Origin of the sequence: Pediococcus acidilactici (assembly GCA_024970065.1) — a bacterium.
Lineage (GTDB): Bacteria > Bacillota > Bacilli > Lactobacillales > Lactobacillaceae > Pediococcus > Pediococcus acidilactici_A.
In genome coordinates, this window is sequence record CP103908.1 from 427,919 (window position 1) to 453,265 (window position 25,347).

Below are 25,347 nucleotides of genomic sequence, written 5' to 3' on the forward strand. Positions count from 1 at the left end.
CCCCCGGATCGATGAATTTAATGCTAATAATTTAGTTAATTCTAGCATACTCAAGCAAAACTTCAAGGTACGCAAAAGATTAATTTAATAACGTTGAAACCGCTTAAAATCCGTTGAGTAATCGGGGAAAAAACGATATAGTGAGATTAATAACGTTGAGGAGGAATTTTATATGGGTGACAGAAAGTATAACCTTGGTCTCGATATCGGGACGTCATCAATTGGCTTTGCGGCAGTTGACGAAAATAACCAACCCATTCGAGTTAAGGGAAAGACGGCAATTGGGGTACGCCTTTTTGAAGAGGGCAAAACGGCGGCGGATCGGCGTGGCTTTCGGACTACGCGGCGGAGATTATCCCGGCGCCGGTGGCGGATCAATTTATTAAATGAAATTTTTGATGCGCACCTTGCCGAGGTGGACCCCACCTTTTTGGCACGGCTAAAAGAATCGAACCGGTCAAATTTGGATCCAAAGAAGTCTTTTCAGGGCTCACTTTTATTCCCAGAACGGAAAGATTATCAATTCTATGAGGAATATCCCACAATTTACCATTTACGAAAGGCGTTGATGGAAGAAGACCGGAAGTTTGATATTCGGGAAATTTATTTAGCGGTCCATCACATTATTAAGTATCGGGGGAATTTCTTAAACGGAACGCCGATGCGGTCGTTTAAAGTAGAAAATATTGAGCTCGATACGTTATTTGATCGGCTAAACCAGCTTTATGAAGAGATTATTCCCGACAATGAGCTGGCCTTTGATTTAGAACAAGTGGCGGATGTTAAGGAAGTTCTTAGCAGCACAACCATCTATAAAATGGATAAGAAAAAACAACTAGTAAAGGTGATGCTGCTTCCCGCAAGCAACAAGGCGTTACAGAGTGAAAACAAGAAAATCGTTACGCAGTTTGTTAATGCGATTTTGAACTATAAGTTCAAGCTTGACGTGCTCCTCCAAGTTGAGACGGACATGGACTGGTCCTTGAAGTTAAACGACGAGGGGGCGGACGATAAATTAGAAGAATTTACGGCCGGTTTAGATGAAAACCGTTTGGAAATTGTTGACCTTTTGCAAAGATTACATAACTGGTTTTCATTAAATGAAATTACAAAAGATGGTAATTCGTTGTCTGCGGCGATGGTTGAAAAATATAAAGACCACCGTCACCATCTAGAACTATTGAAAAAGGTGATTGAGTATCATCCGGATGCTAAGAAAGCAAAAGCGCTGAAGGAAACGTACACGGCCTATGTTGGTAAGACGGACGACAAAACCCAAAACAAAGACGATTTCTACAAGGCTGTGGAAAAGAACTTAGATGATTCAACAGAAGCAAAAGAAATTAAACGTTTAATTCAGCTAGACCAGTTCATGCCTAAGCAACGGACTGGGCAAAATGGGGCAATCCCTCATCAACTGCATCAACAGGAGCTCGACCAAATTATTGAAAAGCAATCTAAATATTATCCATTTTTGGCGGAGCCGAATCCGAACGTTAAGCGCCGTAAAGATGCCCCTTACAAACTAGACGAATTGATTGCCTTTAAGATCCCGTACTACGTGGGGCCGTTGGTAACGCCGGAAGAACAAGCTCAAAATAAAGAAAACGTGTTTGCATGGATGAAACGGAAGGCTGCTGGCCCAATTACACCATGGAATTTTGACGAAAAAGTTGACCGGATGGAATCCGCAAACCGATTTATTCGTCGGATGACTACCAAAGATACGTATCTTTTTGGCGAAGATGTCTTACCTGCGGAAAGCATGATTTATCAAAAATTTGTGGTGCTTAATGAACTGAATAATTTAAAAATTAATGGGCGGCATTTGACACTTAAGGATAAGCAAGACGTTTATAATGATTTGTTTAAGCAACAAAGAACGGTTTCCATTAAAGCACTCCAAAATTATTACGTTAACGAAAAGAAGGCTGCGACCGCGCCTACCGTGGGCGGATTGGCCGATCCAAAGAAATTTTTATCAAGTCTGTCAACTTATATTGGTTTCAAAGACATGTTTGGAGAGCGGGTAAACGATCCACAATTCCAAGAGGATTTAGAACAAATCGTGGAATGGTCGACAATTTTTGAGGATCGGGGAATCTTCAAGGCAAAATTACAAGCCCTGGGTTGGCTATCTGAAAAGCAGATTCAACAACTGGTGGCTAAACGTTACAAAGGATGGGGCCGGCTTTCCAAGAAGCTCTTAACTGGGCTAAAGAACGCGGAAGGATACTCAATTTTAGACGAAATGTGGCGTTCGACCGAAAACTTCATGCAAATTCAAAGTCGCCCAGAATTTGCGGCACTGATTCAACAGGCCAACGAAAAACAATTTGAGGGCAATGACCCGAATAATGTTTGGGAGAATATTGAAAATATTTTGGGGGATGCGTACACTTCGCCACAAAATAAGAAGGCAATCCGTCAAGTGGTGAAGGTTGTCCAAGATATTGAAAAAGCAGTGGGTAACCCACCTGAAAAAATCGCGATTGAGTTTACCCGTGAAGCCGCGGCGAACCCTCAACGGACGCAAAGCCGTTTGCGGACCTTGGAAAAACTTTATGAAAGTGCCGAAGAAGTTGTAGATGCGGGGTTAACTGCCGAACTAGCTGAATTTAAGGAAAATAAGCACGTTTTATCAGATAAGTACTACCTGTACTTTACTCAATTAGGCCGGGATGTTTATACTGGGGACACTATTAGTCTAGATAGGTTGAACGATTACGATGTTGACCACATTTTGCCGCAGTCGTTTATTAAAGACGATAGTTTGGACAACCGGGTATTGACGATTCGGGCGGTTAACAACGGAAAAAGCGATAACGTACCAGTTGAACTGTTTGGTAAGAAAATGAGCTCGTTTTGGCGACGCTTGCTGGATAATGGGATGATTTCCAAACGAAAGTATAATAACTTAATTACCGATCCGGATAATATCAGTAAATACGCCCAAAAGGGATTTATTAACCGGCAACTTGTGGAAACCAGTCAAGTTATCAAACTGACGGCTAATATTTTAAATGGGATTTACGATAAGGATACCGAAATTATCGAAGTTCCAGCGAAAATGAACTCTCAAATGCGGAAAATGTTTGATTTGGTTAAGGTGCGGGAAGTTAACGACTATCACCATGCCTTTGACGCTTATTTAACCATCTTTATTGGAAATTATCTGTATAAATGTTATCCAAAATTACGGCCATACTTTGTCTATGGCAAGTTCAAAAAATTTAGTGACAATGAAGATATCGAGGTTGGAGACGGACGATTTAACTTTTTGAATCGGATCGAACGGTTGAAAAATGTTACAGATCCCGAAACTGGTGAAATCTTGTGGTCAAACGTGGCACCGAATGAGACCATCAAGCAGATTAAGAAGGTTTATAACTATAAGTTTATGATTGTTTCTCGGGAAATCACCACTCGAAGAGCAGAATTATTTAACCAAACTGTTTATCCAAAGAATTACCGTGGAAAACTAATTCCGATTAAAGAAGACCGGCCTACGGATTTATATGGTGGTTATAGTGGAAATACGGACGCCTATCTTGCAATCGTTGCCTTAGAAGATAAAAAGAAGGGCAAATATTTCAAGGTGGTCGGAATTCCAACTCGGGCGGCTGCCAAATTAGAGAAGTTAAAGCAACAAGATTCACAGCAGTATTTACAGGCGCTTCATGAAGTTATCGCGCCACAATTTACAAAGAGTACTAAAAAGGGAATCAAGAAAACAGAATTCCGAATAGTACTGGATAAGGTGCACTACCGGCAATTAGTTCAAGATGGTCCCGTTAAAATGATGTTGGGCAGTTCGACGTATAAATATAATGCTAAGCAACTAGTTTTGTCAGAAAAAGCTCTGCAAGTAATTAAGGATGACCGAAAATTTGATGAGACGCAGAAAGACGATAATTTAATCGCAGTTTACGATGAAATCTTATCAATTGTTAATCAATCTTTTGATTTATACGATATCAACGGTTTCCGGAAGAAATTAAACGATAATCGGAATCAATTTATTGATTTACCAGCCGAAACCAAGTATGAGGGACGGAAAGTAGTTGCACACGGTAAGCGTGAAATGATTCTGGAGATTTTGAAGGGATTGCATGCTAACGCAACACTTGGCAATTTAAAGCCAATTGGAATTGCGACTCCATTTGGTAAAATGCAAGCGCAAAATGGTATTGAATTATCAGAAAATGCGATTCTAATTCACCAATCACCATCAGGATTATTTGAACGTAAAATTAAATTAAGCGATCTTTAATGAGAGCAGCAAAAAAGAGGAGCCGTCCCATTAAGGGTCGGTTCCTCTTTCACTATGTATTGCCCAGATAGCTGGAACAAATGGATAAACTCCGCACAAAGTGCATTGTTTGATTTCAAAAAACAGGATGTTAAATCAATAAGGTTAAAAGTTGGGAGCTACCCAACACCATTAATATAAACCAGAATACTGGTAAAATCAAGGAGGTTTTAAAAATATGGGATGGAGATCAGTAATCATCACCCAGCACGCTAAATTGTCGTATTCGGCACATGCGATGATCGTGCAGACCAACGACGGAATTAATCAAATTCCGGTTGACGACGTTAGTCTGTTGCTAATTTCAACGACGCAAGCGGTAATCACGACGGCGTTAATTAGTGAGCTATCAAAGAAAAACGTCAAAATTATATTTACCGATGAAGCGCGGGAACCGATTAGCGAAATTTACGGCTATTATCCCGCTAACCGGACCGCCCAGCTGCTACGAGAACAAGTTAACTGGGACTCACAGTTACAACAAATATTGTGGACGAAGTTAGTGGCTAATAAAATCATCAATCAAATTAACGTTTTGAATTTATTAGATCATTCGACCGATGAACTAGTAGCGGAATTGGAAAAATTGGAATTGAATGATTTAACCAATCGGGAAGCGGTGGTAGCGCACAAATATTTTCCGTTATTGTTTGAAAGCGGTTTTACGAGGAGGGACGGTTCGGTTGTTAACGCGGCGTTGAATTATGGTTACTCAATTTTATTATCGGCCGTAAACCAGGAAATCGTGGCGAATGGCTACGTTACATATTTAGGGATTCATCATGATAGCGAGGAAAACCAGTTTAACTTGGCTTCAGACTTGATGGAACCCTTTCGGCCGGTTGTGGATTGCTGGGTGGCAAATCAAAAATTTAATCAACTTACGCCTGACATTAAGTATGGGTTGGTGGAACTTTTGAGTTTGGAACTTAAGTACAACGGTAAGAAGACGATTTTACGTAATGCGATTACCGATCACGTACGGAATTGTTTGAAGTATTTAGCGGGGAAAGCTAACAGTTTTACGATTGAAATGGAGTTAAGCGATGAGGTACCGAATAATGCGATTAATGATAATGTTTGATTTACCAGTTGAGACAGCGGCGCAAAGAAAACAATACCGGCAGTTTAGAAAAGCGTTAATTAACGAAGGCTTTTTGATGATTCAATATTCTGTTTATGTTCGCGTATGCGTGAATAAAAAATCGGCGACGTTTATGGAAAACCGCATCAAAACTTATTTACCCGAAAATGGCACAATTCAGGCCCTCACGTTAACTGAAAAGCAATATAATGACATGCACTTTTTGGTTGGTGAACGGGTAAAAGACGTGCGTAATACCTCTGATCGGACGGTGATCCTATGAAGCTAACGTATCGAACCCATGAACCGGTGGAACTTAAACCTCAAGCAATTACGGTTTTAGGAACCAATAATCCCACGGTTTATACCGATTTAGTAAATGGCATGCAGGAACGCAACGAATTGATTTTAGCTTTTGATGAAAACTACAAAGAGCTCGAAATTAGTAAAGTTTTCGATTGGGTTGGCGACGTAGGAACCCAAGACTTAGTTATTCAAAAGTATTTAACTAAGATTGAACGGGTTTTTGCCGAAGGATTGGTGGATGAGCAACGTAACCAAATTCACGATCAAGTCAACCAACTATTTAATACGGTTGCTGAACAATTATTTATGCTAGATTTACCGATTAGCGTTAATTATGATTTTGATTTGAAAAAATTATTGAAATATTGTGGAGTGCACTTTGATCCGCTAAGTTCTGGTAACCCGTATGGTATAATTGAAGCGATTTTGAAGATCCACGAGGAGTGTGCGATTAATTCGTGTGTTGTGTTAACTAATGTCGCGCATTATTTAACGGCAACCCAAATTGAAGAACTTACCCAGCTAGTAAGTCAAACGAATCAAGCACTCTTACTAATCGAATTCACAGAAATAGGCAATCAGGAGGCCTATGGAAATAGCGAATTCTACTACATTGACAATGACTTTGTTGATTGGCATCGATAATTGATGAAATTTTAGTTAGAAAATAACGGTTTCAGAAGGATGTTAAATCAATAAGGTTAAGATCTTGGAATCATGTAAATTGTGGTGATAATCCGTTTCAGAAGGATGTTAAATCAATAAGGTTAAGATCAAAAATGGTTAGCAAAGGAAATTGGGATAAGTTTCAGAAGGATGTTAAATCAATAAGGTTAAGATCTACGGATAGCATGTTTGAATACACTCCAGAGTTTCAGAAGGATGTTAAATCAATAAGGTTAAGATCGTTCCAATTGTTCAATTTCGGTCATGTCGTGTTTCAGAAGGATGTTAAATCAATAAGGTTAAGATCACTAAAGCCGTGAGAAGCTCCACATCGGCTGTTTCAGAAGGATGTTAAATCAATAAGGTTAAGATCAAGTTGTTTTGGTAGATATTGGATTTTGATGTTTCAGAAGGATGTTAAATCAATAAGGTTAAGATCTTAGTAATGATGTTCCTAGTGAACATGCTAGTTTCAGAAGGATGTTAAATCAATAAGGTTAAGATCTTTTTATTGTTTATAGATAAGATAAAGTCTGTTTCAGAAGGATGTTAAATCAATAAGGTTAAGATCTTGAGTGTTGCTCGTAAACTTTATACTGTGGTTTCAGAAGGATGTTAAATCAATAAGGTTAAGATCAGGTTGGAACACCGCGTAAACGGTCTGAAAGTTTCAGAAGGATGTTAAATCAATAAGGTTAAGATCGTAATCGACTATAAGTCGGCAGAATGGAAAGTTTCAGAAGGATGTTAAATCAATAAGGTTAAGATCCGTTCACCTTCAGCGCCATCTACCTTTGGCGTTTCAGAAGGATGTTAAATCAATAAGGTTAAGATCTTTGTCATAGCTTGATAAGCTAGGTTTACAGTTTCAGAAGGATGTTAAATCAATAAGGTTAAGATCCGTTCACCTTCAGCGCCATCTACCTTTGGCGTTTCAGAAGGATGTTAAATCAATAAGGTTAAGATCTTTTAATAACGGTTCATTGCTCTCGTTGTCGTTTCAGAAGGATGTTAAATCAATAAGGTTAAGATCTGGATGAACTACACATTGATTATACTGATGGTTTCAGAAGGATGTTAAATCAATAAGGTTAAGATCATTATTTAGTTGGGGAGGAGGGATTAGATGGTTTCAGAAGGATGTTAAATCAATAAGGTTAAGATCACATTTCTTAACACTGATAATTGTATATCGGTTTCAGAAGGATGTTAAATCAATAAGGTTAAGATCACATTTCTTAACACTGATAATTGTATATCGGTTTCAGAAGGATGTTAAATCAATAAGGTTAAGATCACATTTCTTAACACTGATAATTGTATATCGGTTTCAGAAGGATGTTAAATCAATAAGGTTAAGATCCGTCCTTTCATCACGTCGGTGTAATCGCCAGTTTCAGAAGGATGTTAAATCAATAAGGTTAAGATCCAGAAAGGCGACTATCAAGCTTTAAAACAAGTTTCAGAAGGATGTTAAATCAATAAGGTTAAGATCTTCACTTTTTCTATAAATTCCATCGCTTCAGTTTCAGAAGGATGTTAAATCAATAAGGTTAAGATCAATCTTGACCATGTTATAGTTTTATCTTGGGTTTCAGAAGGATGTTAAATCAATAAGGTTAAGATCTCCGTTTCGCAGTCAGAAAAGGAATCATCCGTTTCAGAAGGATGTTAAATCAATAAGGTTAAGATCTAATTACAATGAATAACGCTAATTCGGGTGGTTTCAGAAGGATGTTAAATCAATAAGGTTAAGATCCCCAAAATTGTGGGCTGTTAATTGCAATGAGTTTCAGAAGGATGTTAAATCAATAAGGTTAAGATCTACCAATTAGCGATTTAGAGAGGTTTATTGGTTTCAGAAGGATGTTAAATCAATAAGGTTAAGATCGAACGGCTCTGGAAGGATGTCGCCAACGATGTTTCAGAAGGATGTTAAATCAATAAGGTTAAGATCGATCAGCAAGAAACGTTCGCTGATTATTTTGTTTCAGAAGGATGTTAAATCAATAAGGTTAGGATCATAATGGCGAAGAGCGACGTTTTTGGTAAAGAGAACTGTATAGTGATACGAAGATAAAATCGAAAAGTTGAGGATGCAGAAGGGTGTCGGACTAAAGGGCTTAAGTACGCATACTGTCGAGAAAATATATCAAAGGTGTACGTACAATGATAAAATTGTTAAATCAGTAAAAACAATGTACATTGAAGATAGCTCTAGAAAGAATAGCGAAACGCTTCTATAAGAAAAGCAAGCTATTGTAATTTTCAACCTTGAAACTGGAAAAATCATAATAGTGTTCAAAATTAACAAGTGTGTAAGGAACGATAATGAAAGTTAAAGACGTTTATTCTGAAGCTGAATTAGAAGCTTTATTAAAGTTCATTCCAGATATTGATATTGGCAGTGAGTATACTGATGATGATTGGTGTATATTAGACGACAAGCTACATGACATTCTAGTTTTAAAGGGCCGTACATCTAACGACGAACTGAACGACATTGGGTTATTAGTTGAAAAATTAATAGATTTCATTCCCTAATTTGTTTCAAAAGGGGACGAAAACAAACAATGAGGCTGAACATTAACGACCGAGGTCCTATTAATAGTTTCGAAGGAACACTAGATCATAAGATTGATACTATAATGTAAATTTTGTGTAGTTTTGTTATAATTCATAATAACAATTAGGAACGGATTTTATTAGATACGCATTTACACTATAAAAATAAGTTACCTTTATTGTTTCAGAAGGATGTTAAATCAATAAGAATAAGGTTGGAAAGCTTTATTTGCAAAAATAAACGCTCCTATAGTTTGCTTTAACTTTAGGAGCGTTTTGTGTATCTGGAGTATTAAATAATTGAAAAGATGTGTACCATATTAGATGATAAACAACGTTATTTAAAATTAAAGATGAAATTAACATCAATTTTTGAGCACCCCTCAAAGAAAAATAGGAGAAAGATAAGTTTATTTGCAAATCCTAATTTAAAATGTTTTTTCATAATAAGTTGTCTCCTTAGTAAATTCCTAATAAAGGTAAACATCATTTTAATTGTTAGTATACCCTTTAAACTAAAAAACCGCAATAAAGTGAGTGTAGCAACTTTATATTTCATTTAGTAGATCGTGATCGAACCATAACTAAAAGCAAGAACCCCCTACAGACAATAAAAAACAGCCCAACCGAATCCCAATCCAGTCAGACCGTCTAAAATTTCCTACATCACCAGCGGCAATACCACTAGGCCGTTCATCAAAATGTGCGCAATCATTGAAGTTTGGATGCGTCCCGTTTTATGGTACAGCCAGCAAAATAGCAGCCCAATCGCGGCGTACAAAAAGATGTGGCTGTCGTTATGCATAAATGCGAACGCTAAGCTAGAAATAATCGCCATGATCGTCAAACCTAAGTTCGAGCGCATCCCGAACAGAGTACTTAAATTGCCAAACAAAACTTTCCGAAAAACTAACTCTTCCATAATGGGAGCCCCGACGGTGATTGCCAACACAAAAAATGGATTGATTTTCGCTAGGGTAACTAACGTAGCCGTGTTTGCGGAAGCAGGGTTTTGCCCAAGGACGAAGGTAAGGTAGCTAACTGCAAATTGAAGCACAATTACTAACGCAGTTCCGATGATTCCCCACGCAATTGCTCGGAAAAAGGGAATTCGCCGGGTTTCAATTTGATTGATTTCGCTATTTTTTAGGTTAATGATCACCAGTAGGGCAGCTCCGACAAGGTAATCGATAGTTTCCACCCAAATGAATGATGCTCCTAATCGAACGAACAGGTTGATGATGCTCGGTAGCAAGAAAATTGCTAAATAAGTGATTAAAGTTAATAAAGAACTTTTACTAATTTTCATCATGACACTCCTTTATTTCCTGTAAGTATAGCATATTTGAACGGTTGTTATATTTGATTGGTTAATATTGGTCAAAAACACTTGCATTCTATTAAAAACATGATATAGTTATCAGTGTAGTTAGCACTTAGGGTTAACGAGTGCTAAATCAATCATGCATTTAATTATCAGAAATTTGGAGGGATTCACGTGTTAAAACCTTTAGGAGATCGCGTTATTTTAGAAGCTAAAGACGAAGAAGAACAAACTGTCGGAGGCATCGTTCTGGCAAGCAATGCTAAAGAAAAGTCCCAAACCGGTAAAGTTGTCGCTGTAGGTAACGGTCGCGTTTTAGATGACGGAAAGACATTACCAATGAACGTTAAAGTAGGCGACACAGTAGTTTACGATAAATATGCAGGAACAGAAGTAACATACGAAGACCAAAAATATTTAGTTGTCCATGAAAAGGACTTAGTTGCAGTTGTTGAATAATTAATTTAAAGGAGTGTTGATCATGGCTAAAGAAATTAAGTTTTCAGAAGATGCACGCACAAAGATGCTAAAAGGGGTTGACAAATTAGCAGATACCGTTAAGTCGACTATTGGACCAAAAGGACGTAACGTTGTTTTGGAACAATCATACGGTTCACCAACAATCACTAACGATGGTGTAACAATCGCTAAGTCAATTGAATTAGAAGACCACTTTGAAAACATGGGTGCTAAGTTAGTATCCGAAGTTGCTTCTAAGACAAACGACATTGCTGGTGATGGTACCACAACTGCGACAGTACTTACCCAAGCAATTGTTAACGAAGGTATGAAGAACGTTACTGCTGGTGCTAACCCAGTTGGTATTCGCCGTGGTATTGAAAAGGCTACTGAAAAAGCAGTTGCCGCATTGCACAACATGTCACACGAAGTAAAGACAAAGGATGACATTGCACAAATCGCTTCAATTTCTTCTGCTAACCCAGAAGTTGGTAAGTTGATTGCGGATGCAATGGAAAAGGTTGGTAACGACGGAGTTATCACTATCGAAGAATCTCGTGGAGTTGACACAACTCTCGACGTTGTTGAAGGTATGCAATTCGATCGTGGTTACATGTCACAATACATGGTTACTGACAACGACAAGATGGAAGCTAACCTCGACAACCCATACATTTTGATTACTGACAAGAAGATTGCTAACATCCAAGACATCTTGCCATTACTTCAATCAGTGGTTGAACAAAGCCGTTCACTTTTGATCATTGCTGATGACATCACTGGTGAAGCATTGCCAACCTTGGTATTGAACAAGATGCGTGGTACTTTCAACGTGGTTGCTGTTAAGGCACCTGGCTTTGGTGACCGTCGTAAGGAACAACTTGAAGATATTGCCATCTTAACTGGTGGTACAGTTATCACTGACGACCTTGGCTTGAACTTGAAGGATGTTACAATCGAACAATTAGGTCAAGCAAACAAGGTTACGGTTACTAAGGACGACACAACCATCGTTGAAGGTTCTGGTAGCCAAGAACAAATCGCTGAACGGGTTGCAATGATCAAGCAACAAATCAGTGAAACAACTTCTGACTTTGACAAGGAAAAACTTCAAGAACGCCTTGCTAAGTTAGCTGGTGGGGTTGCAGTTATCCGCGTTGGTGCTGCTACTGAAACCGAATTGAAGGAAAAGAAGTACCGTATCGAAGATGCTTTGAACGCTACTCGTGCTGCTGTTGAAGAAGGATTCGTTCCTGGTGGTGGTACAGCACTTGTTAACGTGATTGCTTCCTTGGAAGATCTTGACGCAGAAGGCGACGAATTAACTGGTATCAACATCGTTCGTCGTGCTCTTGAAGAACCAGTTCGCCAAATTGCTGAAAACGCTGGTGAAGAAGGTTCCGTCATCGTTACAAAACTTAAGACACAAAAAGATGGTGTTGGTTACAACGCCGCAACTGACGAATGGGTTGATATGATCGAAGCTGGTATCGTTGACCCAACTAAGGTTACTCGTTCAGCACTTCAAAACGCTGCTAGTGTATCCGCATTGTTATTAACAACGGAAGCGGTAGTTGCTGACTTACCAGAAGAAAAGCCGGCAGCTCCAGCAGCTCCAAACCCAGGTATGGGCGGAATGATGTAATCAAACTTTCGTGACTGATGGAGATGCTTACCGAAAATGGTAAACCATCCCCGCAATTAATCACTGAAGGCAACTGAATAATCCAGGAAAAGACGCGAATTTCGCGTCTTTTTTTGTGTCCAAATGCCGGGATAGAGGACTATCGCAAAATCTCCTCAAAAGTTAATCAGGAATTTTGTTTTATTTGCCTAAATTCTGTTATTATCAGTATATGAGTGAGAATCCAAAAATATGCTAGCTAATTTACTGGTTTTGGAGTAGAATTTCACTTGCATATTTTTAAAAACGGAGAGTAAAAAATGTTTTCGTATTTGAAACGTATTTTAATTGGTAAACCACTGAAGACGTTAGATGAAAGTGGCCAAGCGTTAACGAAATTTAAGGCGCTCGCTCTGCTATCTTCAGATGCTTTATCATCTATCGCATATGGTACCGAAGAAATTCTTTCGGTTTTAATTGTTTTATCAGCTGCGGCAACTTGGTATTCAATCCCGATCGCAGCAATTGTGTTAGTGCTATTATTTGCAATTACGGTGTCATATCGTCAGATTATTAAGGCGTATCCTTCGGGAGGCGGTGCTTACGTAGTTGCTAGTAAGAACTGGGGGACTTCAGCCGGGCTAGTCGCCGGGGGGTCACTGTTAGTTGATTACATGCTGACGGTGGCCGTAAGTGTGACTTCCGGGACCGAAGCGATCACTTCGGCAATTCCGGCGTTGCAGAAGTACCACGTGGCCATCGCGGTGCTGATTGTTCTCGGAATTATGGCCCTGAACTTGCGGGGGTTACGGGAATCGGCAAGTTTCCTTACCATCCCGGTTTACCTGTTCGTAGTGGTAATCTCGATAATGATTATCGTAGGGTTATATAACATCGTTACCGGACAAGTTACTTATCACGCGGCGGCAGCAATTGGCTCGACCGTGCCGGGAATGACCTTCGTGCTCTTCATGCGGGCGTTATCTTCTGGTTCTTCTTCCCTGACTGGGGTGGAAGCGATTAGTAACGCGGTGCCTAACTTCAAGAAACCCCGGCGGAAAAATGCGGCAGCTACTTTGGCAATCATGTCGTTGATTTTGGCTTCGTTCTTCGCGGGAATCACGTTCTTAGCTTACTACAGCGGAATTACGCCGATGAGTTCGCAAACCGTGCTTTCCCAAATCGGGGTTACGGTCTTCGGCCACGGGATTTTCTACTATATCCTACAATTGTCAACCGCGTTGATTTTGGCGGTAGCCGCAAACACCGGGTTCTCGGCCTTTCCAATGTTGGCCTACAACTTGGCCAAGGATAAGTTCATGCCCCATGCTTATATGGATCGGGGCGACCGACTCGGCTACTCTAACGGAATCATTTCGTTAGCGGCGGGTGCAATCGTGTTGATCTTGATCTTCGGTGGACAAACCGGACTCTTAATCCCTCTTTATGCAATCGGGGTTTTCGTACCGTTCACACTGTCACAATCCGGAATGATCGTGCATTGGAAACGGGAAGGCGGCGCTCATTGGTGGATAAACGCTTCTGCTAACTTATTAGGAGCGCTACTATCGGCAGTCTTAGTAGTCTGCTTGCTATTCCTACACTTTAGCAACGTTTGGCCATACTTCGTGGTTATGCCACTACTATTACGGATGTTCTACAAGATCCGTAAACACTACGACGAAGTTGCTGATCAACTGCGGGTTGTGGAAAAGGGCAAGGTTAACTTACACGACTACGATGGTTCAACCGTAATTGTGTTGGTTAGCAACGTTACCCAAGTGACTTCGGGTGCAATCAACTACGCTCGGTCAATCGGGGACTACGTAATCGCCATGCACGTTTCGTTTGATGCTAACCCAGAAAAAGAGCATAAAACGGCAATGGAATTCAAAGCCGAATATCCGGATGTGCGGTTTATCGATATTCATTCGTCATACCGTTCGATTACCAATCCGACACTTCGTTTCTGTGACGTAATCGCTAAGCGGGCGGCAGAACGAAATTACACCACGACGGTATTGGTCCCACAATTCGTCCCACGCAAGCCATGGCAAAACATCTTGCATAACCAAACTGGTTTACGGTTACGGGCAGCATTAAATTCACGGGAAAATATCATTGTTTCTACGTATAATTATCATTTGAAATAAAAGTAAACGGATCGAGAAGGGCAACCTGCTTGGTCCGTTTTTTTGTGCAAAGACTCCGGGAAAAGCTTCGTTGAAGTGAATAGATGTTGTTTTTCTGGGGGAAACGTTGTCGTTTTAAAATGAAAAATACCGTTAAATTATGTGAGTTTTCAGTGAAGTTACTGTATAAGGCATGCGAATTTCGGTATAATGAACTTATTATGAACATAAAAGAGGACAAATTATGCGATTTGAAATAGTGGTCAGTTTGTTTGCAACCATGATCATTTCGGCGATTTTAACACCATTTGTCCGAAGAATTGCTTTTAAAATTGGGGCGGTTGATAAGCCGAATGCTCGACGGGTTAATAAAGTGCCGATGCCAACGATGGGCGGGTTAGCAATCTTTATGGCGTTTAATTTTTCACTTTTCTTCTTGTTAAGAAATCAAATTCCTAACCCGCAATTTTACGGAATCTTCTTCGGCGAATGTATAATTATGTTAACCGGAATTATTGATGATATTTTTGAATTAAAACCTTCGCAGAAAATGATTGGAATCTTACTCGCGGCTTTGGTAGTGTATTGGTTCGCGGAAGTGCAAATGACGACCTTGACCTTACCGTTTATCGGGATCGTTAGCTTAGGATGGCTATCGCTTCCAATTACTTTGCTATGGATTGCGGCGATTACTAACGCAATTAACCTGTTGGACGGCCTGGACGGTTTGGCTACCGGGGTCACCATCATTGCGCTATTTACGACCGGGTTCACCGGCCTGTTCTTTTTACCATCCACAAATATTTACATCGTAATTATGATTTTTACGTTAGTTGCTGCAGAAGTGGGCTTTTTACCTTATAATTTCTTTCCGGCTCGCATTTATTTGGGAGATACCGGGGCACTATTTATTGGATTTATGATCGCGGTCTTTTCACTTTCAGGATTAAAAAACGCCACCTTCATTTCGGTATTGATTCCGGTAATGATTTTGGGAGTACCGTTGACCGATACGATATACGCGATTTTAAGGCGGTTGTTAAATAAACAGTCGATTGCTCACGCCGACAAACGGCATCTACACCACCGCTTAATGCAAATGGGGCTCACCCATCGACAAACTGTATTGGTGATTTATGGCATTTCAATGATTTTTTCCTTCATCGCGTTACTTTATCCACTTTCCACATTGTGGGGCTCGGTACTGCTAACGGTGGGAATTTTAGTTGGAATTGAATTATTTGTTGAAGCAATTGGCCTAGTGGGAGAAAATCGGACCCCAATGTTAAGTTGGATCAAACGGCTCGTCCGAACGACCACTTCTAAAACTGCCAGCAATGAATTTAAAGAAGAAGATACTTTAAAAGACCGGGTGCGTTCGCGTAGTGAACGGCACCACCAAAAAAAGCATCACGATTAAGTCGTGATGCTTTTTTAGTTAAGTAACTATTGGGGTTGATACGGGACTTGAACCCGTTGTTGCCCGCCGTCTTTAAAACTAACGTTGCCGCTAAAGAGTCCGGTTAATTCTTTCTTCAAATTAGTCACTTGATCCTGGTCCACCGCGACGGTAGTAATCACTTGGGTGGTATATTCATGATCTACCTGGGTAATTTGATGTTGTTCTAAATAGTAAGTTAATTGGTCGTTATTTTGGTAATCAACGGTAATTATTAGCAATTCTTGGTCTACCGACTCCATTAGGGTAGCGGCTTGTACGGCAAGGGACGTGCTTGAACCATAAGCCCGAATTAACCCGCCGGCGCCTAACTTAATTCCACCGAAGTACCGGGTGACCACCACCAACACGTTAGTAAGGTGTTCACGTTTTAAAACTTCCAGGATGGGAGCGCCCGCCGTACCAGAAGGTTCACCATCATCGGAAGCGCGTTGAATATCCTGGTGGTCGCCAAGCACGTAAGCAAAGCAATTATGGGTGGCTTTAGCTTCGGTTTCTCGGATAGCCGCAATTTTAGCTTGGGCATCTTCTTCGGTTTTTACCGGAATGATCCGGCTGATGAAGCGCGATTTTTTTATATCTTGTTCGGTAATAACCGCTTCTTTGACGGATAAAATTAATTTCAAGAAAAGGTCTCCTTTTTAAGTATCTTTATAGTATGGAAGCAAATCTTAAAGAAAAGTATTATGGCCGGCTAGTACCGGTTAACCGGGCGGAGGCTACCGATCCGACGTTGAATTATTTTCCCGCGGTTATCGTGCAAAAGCAACGCATCCAGTGTCAACGCTGCGGGGCTACCACTTCGTTAAAGGAGGGCAGCTTACCTAATCAACAGTATTATTGTCGACATTGTCTAAACCTCGGCCGGATGTCTACATTAGTGCAATTAGGGACTTTACCCGAACCGAACCATTTTCCTGCGGGGCGGTCGTATTTGAAGTGGAAAGGTCAGTTAACCAAAGCGCAACAACGCTGTGCCAATGAAATTATTGCGTCGATCACCCAAAAAAATGACCGCTTATTATGGGCGGTAACGGGGGCCGGAAAAACTGAGATGCTTTTTCCGGGAATTGATTTTGCCTTAAAAAAGGCACTTCGGGTCGCAATTGCATCACCGCGTATTGACGTGGTTCTGGAGCTCTACCCACGAATCCAAGCGGCCTTCCCGGAAGTTGCCATTGCGTTGTTGCACGGTCGCACCACGGCTCCGTATACGTATACGCAGCTAGTCTTATGTACCGCGCACCAGCTACTTCGATTTTACCACGCCTTTGATGTTTTAATCATTGATGAGGTGGATTCGTTTCCTTTTGCGATGAATCCGGAGCTACATTATGCGGCTCGCCACGCACGCAAGCAAGCGGGCACCACCGTCTACTTAACGGCCACGCCAGACGGGCAATTGTTAAAGGATAGTCGTGCACACCGGCTGCCCACGAGTTATTTGACTCGCCGGTTTCACGGACACCCGCTTCCTAAAATTAAGGTGGATAGTGGACGAGACTGGTTAAAATTAATGCATCAACAACGACTCCCGCAACGATTACGGCAGTTTTTAGCTGCTCAAGTTAGCGCCCAGCACCAGTTTTTGCTGTTTGTTCCGCGAATTGAACAGTTACCCTTGGTTTTGAAAGCCGTGCAAAAGCAATTTCCAGACCTTAAACTAGCAACGGTGTACGCGGAAGATCCCGAACGCCTTGAAAAGGTTTCGGCAATGCGAGAAGGGCGGTTGACCGGCTTAATTACGACGACAATTCTAGAGCGGGGGGTTACCTTTCCAGGAATCGACGTAGCGGTTTTGGGAGCTGACGACGAGGTCTTTTCAATGGCAGCCCTTGTGCAAATCGCCGGTCGGGTAGGACGGAGTCCCCAACGGCCAACGGGGACCGTTTTGTTTATCTGTCAAATGCTCACTCGTCGAATTAAAAGGGCTCAGCGGCAAATTAAATTTATGAACCGGCAGGCTTTTAAGTAATGCAACAGTGTTTATTATGTAACCGGCGGCTTAACTCGCGGGTCAATTTGTCCTTTATCCTTAGCTTTCGACGAGCTAAGCCACGGGTGCTCTGTCAGGACTGTCAAGAACAGTTGGTAGATTTGCGGGGACGGAAGGTGTGCGTAAGTTGTGGCCGACTGGCTAATCAGTTACAGTGTGCCGATTGTCAAAAATGGGCTGATCAATTTACTAATCACGCTCTTTTTCAGTACAATGCGATAATGAAGGAATATTTTCAACGTTATAAATTCCAAGGAGACTATTGGTTACGGCGCGCGTTTTGCAACGAATTTGTCAATTTTATTCAAAGTTTAGTTAAAGAAGACGAACATTTAGTACCAATTCCCGTTGATCAAGGTACAATGAGGGTGCGGGGATTTAACCAGGTGATTGGTCTAATTGAAGGCTTGAAATTTGAGCCGGTTTTAACCAGTCATCGCTCTGAAAAAGCCCGCCATCAATTCCAGCGCAACCGGCAGGAACGACTTCAACGGGAAAATCCTTTTCGGGTCGTTGAGCCGCAAAAAATTGCGGGAACTAAATGGGTAATTATTGATGATATTTACACTACCGGTGTGACCGTCCGCCAGGCGGGAGCAGTGCTTAGCAGCCATGGGGCCCGCCACGTCCGCTCGATTACGCTTTGCCGATAGATTTTGAGTGTATCAATTGTTTATTATAGCGTTTTCATTTATAATATAAGTGTACAGAAATACATGAAGTAAAACTTATATTTCTGCACGTGGACGCACTTTGTTCACAGTTGAAAGGAGAGAGTCTTATGCTTGATTTTAATGTACGTGGTGAAAATATTGAAGTAACAGAATCAATTCGAGATTACGTTGAAAAGAGAATTGGTAAAATCGAAAAGTACTTTGATCAAGGTGCTAATCCAAAAGCACACGTAAATTTGAAGGTATACCAAGATCGGACAGCTAAAGTAGAAGTTACCATTCCATTACCATACTTGGTATTACGAGCAGAAGAGACATCGCCTGATTTGTACGCTAGCGTAGATTTAGTGACGGACAAATTGGAACGACAAATTCGTAAATACAAAACTAAAATTAATCGCAAGTCACGGGAAACGGGTTATAAGGGTGTTGAAATCCCTCAAGAAGACACTCGCGAAGACGAAGAAGAGACCAATGAATTTGACATTGTGCGGACTAAGCAAGTATCCTTGAAACCAATGGGAGCTGAAGAAGCAATCTTGCAGATGGACATGTTAGGTCATAACTTCTTTATTTACGAAGACGCTGATACAGGATCGGTTGACATTGTTTATCGGCGTCACGACGGTCGCTATGGTTTAATTGAATCCGCTAACGAATAATTGTAAATGTTAAAAAATAAGGATTGCTTAATAGACCACACAAGGTTTGTTAAGCTTTTTTTGATGAACTTTGATAATATAGAAAAAAATGATAAACTTAGACAAGTTTATCGTGGATACGATTTAAAAGAGTACGGAAGGAATTATACATGGCAAACATTTTAAAAAAATGGGTTGAAAGTGATGCCCGTGAAATCAAACGGCTGGGAAAGAAAGCCGACAAAATTGATGCCCTTAAGGACCAAATGGCACAATTAAGTGACGAAGAATTAAAGGCAAAAACGCCAGAATTTAAGGAACGTTTAAAAAACGGGGAAACCCTTGATGATATTTTAATTGAAGCCTTCGCGGTCGCACGGGAAGCCGCAAAACGTGTGTTAGGGCTCTTTCCTTTCCGGGTTCAGTTGATTGGTGGAATGGTTCTTCACGGTGGGAACATTGCCGAAATGAAGACTGGTGAAGGAAAGACTTTGACCGCTACGTTGCCAGTTTACCTAAATGCCCTAGGTGGCGAAGGGGTTCACGTAGTTACTGTTAACGAATACTTGGCGGAACGGGACTCCACTGAAATGGGTGAATTGTACAAGTGGCTTGGTTTGACAGTCGGAGTGAATACTGCCGATATGTCTCCTGACGAAAAGCGGGCAGCCTACAATTGCGACATTACCTACTCCACTAATAGTGAAATCGGGTTCGACTACCTACGGGATAACATGGTTGTATATAAGGAAGATATGGTACAACGACCATTAAACTTCGCGTTAATTGATGAGGTCGACTCGGTATTGATTGATGAGGCGCGGACTCCGTTGATTATTTCTGGACAGACCGAACCCTCAGTTAACCTTTACCAACGTGCAGACCGGTTTGTAAAGACGCTTACTGACGGCGACTACACGATTGATTGGGAATCTAAGTCAATTTCATTAACCGAAAACGGAATTCGGCGCGGGGAAAAGTACTTCAACACGGATAACTTATATGACGTGGAAAACAGTGCTTTAAATCACCATATTGACCAAGCACTCCGGGCCAACTACATTATGACCAAAGATAAGGACTACGTAGTTTCCGACGGGGAAGTGTTGATCGTTGATTCATTTACCGGACGGGTAATGGAGGGCCGGCGTTTTTCTGACGGCCTTCACCAAGCAATTGAAGCTAAGGAACACGTTGAAATTCAAGATGGTTCTAAGACCATGGCTAACATTACCTACCAAAACTTGTTTCGGATGTACAAGAAGTTGTCCGGGATGACTGGTACGGCGCAAACCGAAGCGGAAGAATTCCGCGAAATCTATAACATGGAAGTAGTTAGTGTGCCAACTAACCGGCCAGTGGTTCGGGATGACCGTCCTGACTTACTTTACCCAACTTTGGAAAGCAAGTTTAAAGCCGTAGTTAAGGAAATTAAAAAATTGCACACTAAGGGACAACCAGTGTTGGTTGGTACCGTAGCGGTTGAAACTTCCGAATATCTATCGCGGTTGCTAGACCGTGAACGGATTCCTCACGTAGTTTTGAACGCGAAAAACCATGCTCGGGAAGCTGAAATTGTTGCCAATGCGGGTCAAAAAGGTGCCGTAACCATCGCGACTAACATGGCTGGTCGGGGAACCGATATTAAATTAGGACCTGGCGTAGTTGAACTAGGCGGGTTAGCCGTAATTGGTACCGAACGTCACGAATCTCGCCGGATTGACAATCAGTTGCGGGGACGTTCTGGACGTCAAGGGGACGTCGGGATGTCACAATTCTACCTTTCCCTAGAAGACGACTTGATGATTCGGTTTGGTTCTGAACGAATCAAAGATTTACTTTCCCGGATGAAGGTTGCGGACGAAGATGCGGTTATCCAAAGTCGGCTAATTAGTCGGCAAGTGGAATCAGCCCAAAAACGGGTTGAAGGTAACAACTACGATGCCCGGAAGAACGTTTTACAATATGATGACGTAATGCGGGCACAACGGGAAGTTATCTACGCGGAACGGCAACAAGTGATTATGGAAGAACATAGTCTAAAAGATGTGTTAATGCCAATGGTTTACCGGACGATTGACCGGGTAGTGGACGCACATACGGCCAAGACGAAGAAGAGCTATGACCTAGACACGATTGTGGAATTTGCTCGGACCACCTTAGTAAACGAAAATGACATTAAGCGTGAGGATTTGGAAGGCAAATCGGCTAACGAAATCAAGGATTACTTGAAGCAGTTGGCGGACCAAATGTACAAACAAAAGGAAGACGCGTTGTACGCTCCTGAACAAATTCTTGAATTTGAAAAGGTAGTTATTTTACGAGTGGTTGACCAACACTGGACCGACCACATTGATGCGATGGATCAATTGCGTCAATCAGTTGGGCTACGGGGTTACGGCCAATTAAACCCACTAGTTGAATACCAACAAGAAGGTTACCGGATGTTCAACGAAATGGTTACGGATATTGAATACGAAACTACCCGACTATTCATGAAGTCAGAAATTCGACAAAACCTTGAACGATAGTAGCTTTATAATATAAACTGGGGAGGCGGCAAAGCTGACCCAGTTTTTTTAGTTAAACGAAAAAAGGAGTAGATGAAATGGAGCTAACGGACGCAAAACATCAAATTGAAGATATGCAAAAAGAGGTCGCAGACTTCGGGAGGTCTCTTTGACTTAGATGCGTTGAACGAAAGCATCAGTGTTAACGAGGCTAAGATGGCAGAACCTGATTTCTGGAATGATCAGGAAAAAGCCCAAAAAATAATTAACGAAACCAATGTATTAAAAGCGAAGTATGATAATTTTAAAAATTTAACTGACCATGTGGAAAACTTAGAGGTAACTCTGGAACTGTTAGAAATGGAAGCAGACGCCGACGTGCAGGCAGAATTTGAAGATGAGCTTACGCAAACGGCTAAACTATTACGCGATTACCGACTAGGATTATTGTTAAACGGAAAGTATGACGCCAATAACGCTATTTTGGAAATCCATCCGGGAGCGGGCGGAACCGAATCTCAGGATTGGGGGTCCATGTTACTACGGATGTACACCCGTTGGGCAGAACAACACCAGTTTAAGGTACAAATTGAAGATTACCAAGCCGGCGAAGTTGCCGGAATTAGTAGTGTTACAATTCGGGTGATGGGTCATAATGCCTACGGATACCTTCGCTCGGAAAAAGGGGTGCACCGTCTCGTACGGCTATCACCATTTGATTCAGCTGGCCGACGGCACACCTCGTTTGCTTCGGTAGACGTAATGCCCGAATTGGACGACTCGGTAGAAGTTAACATTAACCCGGATGACTTACGGGTGGACGTTTACCGCTCTAGTGGGGCTGGTGGACAGCACATTAATAAAACTTCTTCAGCCGTTCGGATTACCCATTTGCCAACCGGAATCGTGGTCGCTAGCCAAGCAGAACGCTCCCAATTGCAAAACCGGGTTACCGCAATGAACATGTTGAAGGCTAAGCTGTTCGAATTAGAAGAACAGAAGAAAGCTGAAGAAAAGGCTAAGTTAGAGGGCACCCAGCTAGAAATCGGCTGGGGCTCTCAAATCCGTTCTTACGTTTTCCATCCGTATTCGATGGTCAAGGATCACCGAACTAACCTAGAAACCGCGAACGTTCAGGGCGTGATGGACGGTGATTTAGATGACTTTATTAACGCGTATTTACAATGGAAGTTGCAGAAACGTAATCCTAAATAGGAGATTTTTTCATGGCAATGACAATTTTAGTGGTCGATGATGAACCGGCAATCGTTACGCTCTTAACGTATAATTTAAAGCAGGCTAATTACCAAGTGATCAGTGTAGATAACGGAGTTGATGCCGTTAAAGAAGTGCAACACGGGAAGGTTGACTTTGTAATCATGGATTTGATGTTGCCCCAACTGGACGGGGTCGAAGCCACCAAACAAATTCGTAAGTTCAATGAACAAATCCCCATAATTATGTTGACGGCTAAATCTAGCGAAGTGGACAAAATTTTAGGGTTAGAGTTAGGAGCGGACGACTACTTAACCAAGCCGTTTAGCCCACAAGAATTGATTTCGCGGATTAAAGCTATTTTGCGGCGCACTAACCGGGCGGTTGATTTAAAGGAAATCGCCCCTGAATTACCCGCGACGGGGATTACGATTGACTTTAAGCGACTAACGGTACAAAAAAATGGGCAGCCGGTGGCTTTAACGCCTAATGAATTTCGATTACTGAAATTTTTGTTTCAAAATAGTAACCAAGTTTTATCACGGGATCAAATCCTTGAACAAGTTTGGGGATATGAGTATGGCGGACAAACGCGCATTGTGGATATGCACATTAGCCATTTACGCGATAAGCTAGAAGACGATCCAAAACATCCACGGCTGATTAAAACTATTAGGGGGTTCGGTTATGAGTTCTTCACAAAAGAAGGGCATTAGAAAAACCATCCAGTTTGGGCTAGCAAGTTTGATTGGAAATGCATTCATGGCCTTTCTGGTTTATAAGTTAATTGTCAAGGAAAATCCGCGGGTTACCCGGGTCGACATGACTTTGATGATTGCGGTAATTTTACTGATTACCGTAATTGAAGTGATTGTTTTTTGGAGTAACCAAAAGAACATCATTGAACGGCAACACCAATTCCGGATTAATCTGGAAGAAACCATTAAGGGAAATAAGGTTCCTAAAATCTACTTGGACCCGGACGACCCGTTTTATAAATTATCGAAGGCTGTTAATGAGATTAGCAAACACGAGCGCCACCAAATTCACGAGCTGACCAATCAGCAAAACGAATTGAAGGCGATTATGGATAACCTGCCGGTAGGGGTGTTAGTAATTAACCGGCACCGGGAATTACAAGTGGCAAATACGTACGCCATTAACCGGTTGGGCATCACGGGATTAGACATTCCGCATCCCTATACGCTGGATGTCCGAAACCAGGAGTTAAGAAACCTAGTTGACCAAGTTTTCCAGAGTCGGCAAAGCGTCACCAAAACGCTTGAATTAGAAGACGGCGGTCAATCGTATATTTTTGAAACTAACGTGGTTTACAGCCCCAAGGTGCACCACAAATTTGAAATTATCGTGTTACTTTATGACGTAACTGAAAGCGTACGGTCCAAACGAATTGAACAAGACTTCGTTAACAATGCCTCTCATGAACTACGGACCCCAATTACCTCAATTGCCGGATTTGCGGAAACGTTGTTGGAAGGTGCCAAGGATGACCCCGAAACGCTGGATAATTTTCTACACATCATCAAATCTGAAAGTGATAAATTGGTGCGTTTGGCAGATGACATCCTAACCATGTCACAGGTTAAAAACGAGCCGAAAACGTGGAAAAAGGTTAACTTGTACGCCTACGTGGAACAGCAATTCCACATGTTACAAAACAATTTACAAGAAATGCAGTTGACGGTGGAAAATAAAATTCCGGAAACGGCAATGGAAACCGTGGTAGAAAACGACCTTTTCCAAATTACCAAGAACTTAATTACTAACGCGATTAGTTACAACCGTCATGGTGGAAAAATTAAGGTCGAATACGCTTCGCACCATGATAGTTGGGAATTGTCGGTCAGTGATACCGGGATTGGTATTCCATTAGACCAGTCCGAACGGGTCTTCGAACGCTTTTACCGGGTTAACAACGCGGTGAAGGGCGGTACCGGCCTCGGGTTAGCAATTGTCAAGGAAGCCGTTGTAGATATGGGCGGTAGCGTACGGATTGAATCGGGGGATGACGACAATGGTACTACCGTCGTGGTTCGGTTTAAGCGACGAGTTTAATGCAATAATTAGTGCCATTAAAGCGTTGGAAAATTCCGACGTTTCTTATAAAAAATGCAAAATTAGTGCTTCTCAAGAATCTAAAAAATTTTTGAGGAGCGCTTTTTTTGTTTTTGTACGGCCAAAATGGGGAAAAACTAGTTGGTGCTGGTTATCCCTCCAATTTGGGGCAATTCCGATTAAACGGATGCTAGCTAAGTATTCGTACTCGTTAAAATTTTCGGCTTTCCCCCTGCTAACATCTTTACATAATCTTTACATTACCCATATCGAACCTTTACCTAGTTTACGTAAGCTAATCATG

The 25,347-nt window shown here is 41.5% G+C and carries 18 protein-coding genes and 1 CRISPR repeat array; of the genes, 16 read left to right on the forward strand and 2 right to left on the reverse strand.

The window, feature by feature from the left end; genetic code table 11:
* The first annotated feature begins 172 nt into the window (after positions 1-172).
* The 5 genes from cas9 (at position 173) to NYR25_01985 (ending at position 8,912) form a co-directional block, all read left to right on the forward strand.
* Complete coding sequence (cas9, locus tag NYR25_01965) at positions 173-4,273, forward strand: type II CRISPR RNA-guided endonuclease Cas9 (GenBank protein ID UWF34198.1); 4,101 nt, start codon at positions 173-175, stop codon at positions 4,271-4,273.
* A gap of 217 nt (positions 4,274-4,490) precedes the next feature.
* Complete coding sequence (gene cas1, locus NYR25_01970; protein ID UWF34199.1) at positions 4,491-5,396, forward strand: type II CRISPR-associated endonuclease Cas1; 906 nt, start codon at positions 4,491-4,493, stop codon at positions 5,394-5,396.
* Positions 5,374-5,679 carry a CRISPR-associated endonuclease Cas2 gene (cas2, locus tag NYR25_01975; GenBank protein ID UWF34200.1) on the forward strand — a complete coding sequence of 102 codons (306 nt, stop codon included), beginning with the start codon at positions 5,374-5,376 and terminating at the stop codon, positions 5,677-5,679. Before cas1 ends, cas2 begins: the two co-directional genes overlap by 23 nt.
* Positions 5,676-6,347, forward strand: a complete 672-nt coding sequence (csn2, locus tag NYR25_01980) for a type II-A CRISPR-associated protein Csn2 (protein ID UWF34201.1) — start codon at positions 5,676-5,678, stop codon at positions 6,345-6,347. Before cas2 ends, csn2 begins: the two co-directional genes overlap by 4 nt.
* A 28-nt stretch (positions 6,348-6,375) precedes the next feature.
* Positions 6,376-8,391: direct repeats of the CRISPR family, unit length 36 nt; unit sequence GTTTCAGAAGGATGTTAAATCAATAAGGTTAAGATC.
* A 308-nt stretch (positions 8,392-8,699) separates the two neighbouring features.
* Positions 8,700-8,912, forward strand: coding sequence for a hypothetical protein (locus tag NYR25_01985; GenBank protein UWF34202.1), 213 nt, complete (start codon positions 8,700-8,702; stop codon positions 8,910-8,912).
* 682 nt (positions 8,913-9,594) lie between these two features.
* On the opposite strand, the gene NYR25_01990 is transcribed toward NYR25_01985, so the two are convergent.
* Entirely contained in the window at positions 9,595-10,242 is a 648-nt protein-coding gene (locus tag NYR25_01990; GenBank protein UWF34203.1) for a CPBP family intramembrane metalloprotease, read from the reverse strand.
* 189 nt (positions 10,243-10,431) lie between these two features.
* Between NYR25_01990 and groES the strand changes: the two genes are divergently transcribed.
* The 4 genes from groES to NYR25_02010 all read left to right on the forward strand — a co-directional run bounded on the left by groES (position 10,432) and on the right by NYR25_02010 (position 15,892).
* The gene (gene groES, locus NYR25_01995; GenBank protein ID UWF34204.1) at positions 10,432-10,716 is read left to right on the forward strand and encodes a co-chaperone GroES; all 285 of its coding nucleotides are present in this window, start codon (positions 10,432-10,434) and stop codon (positions 10,714-10,716) included.
* A 22-nt stretch (positions 10,717-10,738) separates the two neighbouring features.
* Entirely contained in the window at positions 10,739-12,361 is a 1,623-nt protein-coding gene (gene groL, locus NYR25_02000) for a chaperonin GroEL (protein ID UWF34205.1), read from the forward strand.
* Between the two features lie 299 nt (positions 12,362-12,660).
* Positions 12,661-14,493, forward strand: coding sequence for an APC family permease (locus tag NYR25_02005; GenBank protein ID UWF34206.1), 1,833 nt, complete (start codon positions 12,661-12,663; stop codon positions 14,491-14,493).
* Positions 14,494-14,716: 223 nt separating this feature from the next.
* A complete protein-coding gene (locus tag NYR25_02010) occupies positions 14,717-15,892 on the forward strand; it encodes an undecaprenyl/decaprenyl-phosphate alpha-N-acetylglucosaminyl 1-phosphate transferase (protein UWF34207.1) in 1,176 nt (391 codons plus the stop codon).
* A 26-nt stretch (positions 15,893-15,918) separates the two neighbouring features.
* On the opposite strand, the gene NYR25_02015 is transcribed toward NYR25_02010, so the two are convergent.
* Entirely contained in the window at positions 15,919-16,557 is a 639-nt protein-coding gene (locus NYR25_02015; protein ID UWF34208.1) for a YigZ family protein, read from the reverse strand.
* A 32-nt stretch (positions 16,558-16,589) separates the two neighbouring features.
* Here NYR25_02015 and NYR25_02020 point away from each other — a divergent pair, with 32 nt between their 5' ends.
* From NYR25_02020 to NYR25_02050, 7 genes are all read left to right on the forward strand, one after another.
* Entirely contained in the window at positions 16,590-17,906 is a 1,317-nt protein-coding gene (locus tag NYR25_02020; protein UWF34209.1) for a helicase-related protein, read from the forward strand.
* Complete coding sequence (locus tag NYR25_02025; GenBank protein UWF34210.1) at positions 17,906-18,580, forward strand: phosphoribosyltransferase family protein; 675 nt, start codon at positions 17,906-17,908, stop codon at positions 18,578-18,580. The genes NYR25_02020 and NYR25_02025 overlap by 1 nt, the downstream gene beginning before the upstream one ends.
* A 128-nt stretch (positions 18,581-18,708) precedes the next feature.
* The gene (gene raiA, locus NYR25_02030) at positions 18,709-19,263 is read left to right on the forward strand and encodes a ribosome-associated translation inhibitor RaiA (protein UWF34211.1); all 555 of its coding nucleotides are present in this window, start codon (positions 18,709-18,711) and stop codon (positions 19,261-19,263) included.
* A 149-nt stretch (positions 19,264-19,412) separates the two neighbouring features.
* Entirely contained in the window at positions 19,413-21,773 is a 2,361-nt protein-coding gene (gene secA / locus NYR25_02035) for a preprotein translocase subunit SecA (protein UWF34212.1), read from the forward strand.
* Between the two features lie 77 nt (positions 21,774-21,850).
* Positions 21,851-22,967 (forward strand): peptide chain release factor 2 gene (prfB, locus tag NYR25_02040; protein ID UWF34213.1). Its coding sequence is split into 2 segments (ribosomal slippage): positions 21,851-21,922 and positions 21,924-22,967, totalling 1,116 coding nucleotides; the frame shifts between segments, so codons are not numbered across the junction.
* Positions 22,968-22,978: 11 nt separating this feature from the next.
* Positions 22,979-23,683: a response regulator transcription factor gene (locus NYR25_02045; GenBank protein UWF34214.1), complete on the forward strand. Its 705-nt coding sequence runs from the start codon at positions 22,979-22,981 to the stop codon at positions 23,681-23,683.
* Positions 23,655-25,043 carry an ATP-binding protein gene (locus NYR25_02050; GenBank protein ID UWF34215.1) on the forward strand — a complete coding sequence of 463 codons (1,389 nt, stop codon included), beginning with the start codon at positions 23,655-23,657 and terminating at the stop codon, positions 25,041-25,043. Before NYR25_02045 ends, NYR25_02050 begins: the two co-directional genes overlap by 29 nt.
* Positions 25,044-25,347: the final 304 nt, after the last annotated feature.

Excerpts from the sequence above, each read along its gene's own strand:
- NYR25_02010 (UWF34207.1), top strand. The coding sequence starts at position 14,717 with ATGCGATTTGAAATAGTGGTCAGTTTGTTTGCAACCATGATCATTTCG.
- raiA (UWF34211.1), top strand. The coding sequence starts at position 18,709 with ATGCTTGATTTTAATGTACGTGGTGAAAATATTGAAGTAACAGAATCA.
- cas2 (UWF34200.1), top strand. The coding sequence starts at position 5,374 with ATGCGATTAATGATAATGTTTGATTTACCAGTTGAGACAGCGGCGCAA.
- groL (UWF34205.1), top strand. The coding sequence starts at position 10,739 with ATGGCTAAAGAAATTAAGTTTTCAGAAGATGCACGCACAAAGATGCTA.
- NYR25_01985 (UWF34202.1), top strand. The coding sequence starts at position 8,700 with ATGAAAGTTAAAGACGTTTATTCTGAAGCTGAATTAGAAGCTTTATTA.
- secA (UWF34212.1), top strand. The coding sequence starts at position 19,413 with ATGGCAAACATTTTAAAAAAATGGGTTGAAAGTGATGCCCGTGAAATC.
- NYR25_01990 (UWF34203.1), bottom strand. The coding sequence starts at position 10,242 with ATGAAAATTAGTAAAAGTTCTTTATTAACTTTAATCACTTATTTAGCA.
- cas1 (UWF34199.1), top strand. The coding sequence starts at position 4,491 with ATGGGATGGAGATCAGTAATCATCACCCAGCACGCTAAATTGTCGTAT.
- NYR25_02045 (UWF34214.1), top strand. The coding sequence starts at position 22,979 with ATGGCAATGACAATTTTAGTGGTCGATGATGAACCGGCAATCGTTACG.
- NYR25_02025 (UWF34210.1), top strand. The coding sequence starts at position 17,906 with ATGCAACAGTGTTTATTATGTAACCGGCGGCTTAACTCGCGGGTCAAT.
- csn2 (UWF34201.1), top strand. The coding sequence starts at position 5,676 with ATGAAGCTAACGTATCGAACCCATGAACCGGTGGAACTTAAACCTCAA.
- NYR25_02020 (UWF34209.1), top strand. The coding sequence starts at position 16,590 with ATGGAAGCAAATCTTAAAGAAAAGTATTATGGCCGGCTAGTACCGGTT.
- cas9 (UWF34198.1), top strand. The coding sequence starts at position 173 with ATGGGTGACAGAAAGTATAACCTTGGTCTCGATATCGGGACGTCATCA.
- NYR25_02005 (UWF34206.1), top strand. The coding sequence starts at position 12,661 with ATGTTTTCGTATTTGAAACGTATTTTAATTGGTAAACCACTGAAGACG.
- NYR25_02050 (UWF34215.1), top strand. The coding sequence starts at position 23,655 with ATGAGTTCTTCACAAAAGAAGGGCATTAGAAAAACCATCCAGTTTGGG.